Below are 3,207 nucleotides of genomic sequence, written 5' to 3'. Positions count from 1 at the left end.
CCAGCACTCAAAAACTCTACTTATCACAAGTATTAGATGGTTTTAACAGTGAAATCGTTGCTTATAATCTTTCTACGTCGCCGAATTTAGTACAAGTAAAAGCTATGCTAGAACAAGCTTTTACAGAGGACCATTACGAAAATACAATTCTCCACAGTGACCAAGGATGGCAATACCGACACGATTTCTATCATCATTTTTTAGAGGAGAAAGGAATCCAGCCATCTATGTCACGTAAGGGGAATAGCCCAGATAATGGAATGATGGAATCTTTCTTTGGCATTCTTAAGTCCGAAATGTTTTATGGGTATGAGAAGACGTTTCAGTCACTTGAGCAATTGGAACAAGCTATTGTAGACTACATTGATTACTACAACAATAAACGAATTAAGATCAAATTAAAAGGACTTAGTCCTGTGAAGTACAGAACTAAATCCTTTAATTAAATTATTTGTCTAACTTTTTGGGGTCAGTACAAAGAATCACCTTTTTTTTTATATGGTAACCAAAGAAAAGGAAGTGTAAGAAAAGCAACAATCAGCTTTCGAAAAGAAGACTCACTGTTGCTTAGGGAAAGTCGAAAAATGTTACTTCATAGTTGGGAAGAGAAGGACATCACGGATGGTCGTGGTGTCTGTTAGAAGCATTACCAAGCGGTCGATACCAATCCCTAACCCACCAGTTGGTGGCATACCATATTCAAGGGCTTCAACATAGTCATAGTCGACACCTGTTGCCTCGTCATCTCCCAATTCTTTGGCTGCAGCTTGTGCTTCGAATCTCTCCAATTGATCAATTGGGTCGTTTAGCTCAGTAAAGGCGTTTCCGTATTCTTTTGTCATGATAAAGAGTTCGAAACGGTCGGTAAAGCGTGGGTCATCCGCATTCTTTTTGGCTAGTGGTGAGACAGCCACAGGGTGACCATAGACAAAGGTTGGCTGAATCAAGGTTTCCTCGACAAATTCTTCGAAGAAGGCGTTGATAATATGGCCGACCTCAGTGTAGTGTTTTTCTACAGGAACCCCTTTTTCCTTGGCCAAGGCTGCAGCCTCTTCAAAAGTTAGCTCTTGCCAGAAGTCAACACCAGTGATGTCTTTAATAGCGTCTACCATGTGGATCCGTTTGAAAGGTTCATTAATCTTGATTTCCACATCTTGGTAGACGACAGGTTCCTCCCCTTTGACAGCTTTTGTCACGTGTTGGATAATCCCTTCAGTCAAGTCCATGATGTCTTGGAAGTCCGCATAAGCTTGGTAAGCTTCGATGGTCGTAAATTCTGGGTTATGTGTGGCGTCCATCCCTTCGTTACGGAAGATGCGTCCAATTTCGTAAACGCGCTCCATACCACCAACAATCAGGCGTTTGAGGTGAAGTTCTGTGGCGATACGCAGGACCATATCCATATTTTGGGCGTTGTGATGGGTAATAAAAGGTTTAGCTGCAGCACCACCAGCTTCATTGTGTAAGATTGGTGTTTCTACTTCCAGGAAGCCAAGACTGTCCATGTAGCGACGGATTTCAGAAATGACCTTAGACCGTGTGATGAACCGATCAAAGCTACCCCGGTTGGAGATGAGGTCAAGATGCCGTTTACGGTAGATGGTCTCTACATCTGAAAGTCCGTGGAATTTCTCAGGAAGTGGGCGTAGGGCCTTGGACAAGTGGGTGATATGGGTGGCCTTGATAGACAATTCTCCCATATCGGTCCGCATGATTTCCCCTTCAACACCTAGGAAGTCCCCAAGGTCAGCTTTTTTGAAAATTTCATAATTTTCTTCACCGACTGCATCTTTGCGAACATAAATTTGGATTTGCCCTTCGCGGTCTTGGATATGGGCAAATCCGACTTTTCCTTTTCCACGTTTGGTCATGAGACGACCAGCAATGATAGCTGTCTCATTCAAGTCATGAAGCTGATCCTTGTCCAAGTCAGCATATTTTTCTTTTAATTGGGCTGAGTTGTGACTGCGTTCAAAGCGTTTTCCAAAAGGATCGATTCCTTGTTCCACTAAAGCGGCCATTTTTTCTCGGCGAACAATTTGTTGGTCATTTAATTCTTCGGTATGGTGTGACATAGTTTCCTCCAATAGTAATCTTCCTTATTTTACCACAGATAGGGTGAAAAATCAGCACTTTATCCTTTTTCCAAAAAGAAAAGTCTAGATCGCATATCTAGACTTCTCCTTCGGTTAGATGAGCAAACTCTGCCTGGACAAAGTCAGCGAGTAACTGACTGTCAATACGGATAGAGCGACCAATTTCACCTGCGGATACAATCATCCGTCCGGCTTGTCTGGCCTGCTCGTCGATGTAGATAGGGAAGCGGTGTTTCTGACGGATACCAACAGGATTGTTGGCCCCATGAACATAACCTGTTGTTTTTTCGAGATCCTTCTGAGGGATCATGGATACCTTTTTATTTCCTGATATTTTAGCTAGCTTCTTTTCTGACAGGTGTTCTGTCAGGGGAATAATCCCAATAATAGGCCCTGATTTATCGCCAATGAGGGCCAGTGTCTTATAGATATCAGAAGTGGTAATGCCCTCAGGGAGTTGTCCAGAATGGGCATTGATTTCTAGGCTATCGTGTGGGATGTTTGCTTTATCTAAGATTTGATCCACTAAGGTTTTTTTGATTTTTTTCTTCTTACTCATAAGTTTATCTTCTCCAAGACCTTATTTTACCAGAAAAGTCTGGAGAAAAAAAGTCAGCTACGTTCGGAGAGGGATGATGAGGAAAGATAGAGCGATGTTCTAACGACGGAAAAATTGAGGCCGTGCCTGGTACAAGAGCCGCAGTGCGATGATCGTTAAGATAGTCGATGGTAAGACATAGGTGAAATTGTAGGAGAAAGAGTAGATCCAGACAGGTGTTCCGGCAGGAGCATAGTCTGCATAGAAGATCATTCCAGAGAGGAAACTACCTAGCAACCTCATGCTTCCACCCAAAAATCCCGCAGCAGTTATCCAAATGGAAGCAGAGAAGGCTGTTGGATCTTGCAGGAATTTTCGTGAAAAAAGTCCTCCGAAACCAATTCCGGCATAAGCAAGTCCATAGTCGAGAGCGACTTGAAAGATATTCAAAAAATAGCCACCGAAAAAGAGTTGGACAAGACCTACAATCAGTCCAGAAAGACATCCCCATAGTAGACCGTGGCGGAGAGCGAGTAGTAAAATAGGCAACATAACGAGTGAGATGGAGCCCCC

The 3,207-nt window shown here is 43.1% G+C and carries 4 protein-coding genes; 1 reads left to right on the top strand and 3 read right to left on the bottom strand.

Going from position 1 to position 3,207, the window contains the following annotated elements; all coding sequences use genetic code 11:
• On the top strand, window positions 1-446 hold a 446-nt coding region (locus STRDD13_RS03205; protein WP_156471267.1), incomplete at its 5' end, for an IS3 family transposase.
• Window positions 447-587: 141 nt separating this feature from the next.
• Here the strand turns inward: STRDD13_RS03205 and lysS are convergent.
• From lysS to thiT, 3 genes are all read right to left on the bottom strand, one after another.
• The gene (lysS, locus tag STRDD13_RS03200; RefSeq protein ID WP_067101783.1) at window positions 588-2,075 is read right to left on the bottom strand and encodes a lysine--tRNA ligase; all 1,488 of its coding nucleotides are present in this window, start codon (window positions 2,073-2,075) and stop codon (window positions 588-590) included.
• Between the two features lie 97 nt (window positions 2,076-2,172).
• The gene (locus STRDD13_RS03195; protein ID WP_067101780.1) at window positions 2,173-2,655 is read right to left on the bottom strand and encodes an aminoacyl-tRNA deacylase; all 483 of its coding nucleotides are present in this window, start codon (window positions 2,653-2,655) and stop codon (window positions 2,173-2,175) included.
• Between the two features lie 99 nt (window positions 2,656-2,754).
• The coding region (thiT, locus tag STRDD13_RS03190; protein WP_231852551.1) for an energy-coupled thiamine transporter ThiT at window positions 2,755-3,207 on the bottom strand (453 nt) is incomplete at its 5' end.

It is taken from the genome of Streptococcus sp. DD13, assembly GCF_001578875.1.
Lineage (GTDB): Bacteria > Bacillota > Bacilli > Lactobacillales > Streptococcaceae > Streptococcus.
Note: the sequence above shows the minus strand (reverse complement) of the source record. Positions and strands in the feature narration are given on the sequence as shown.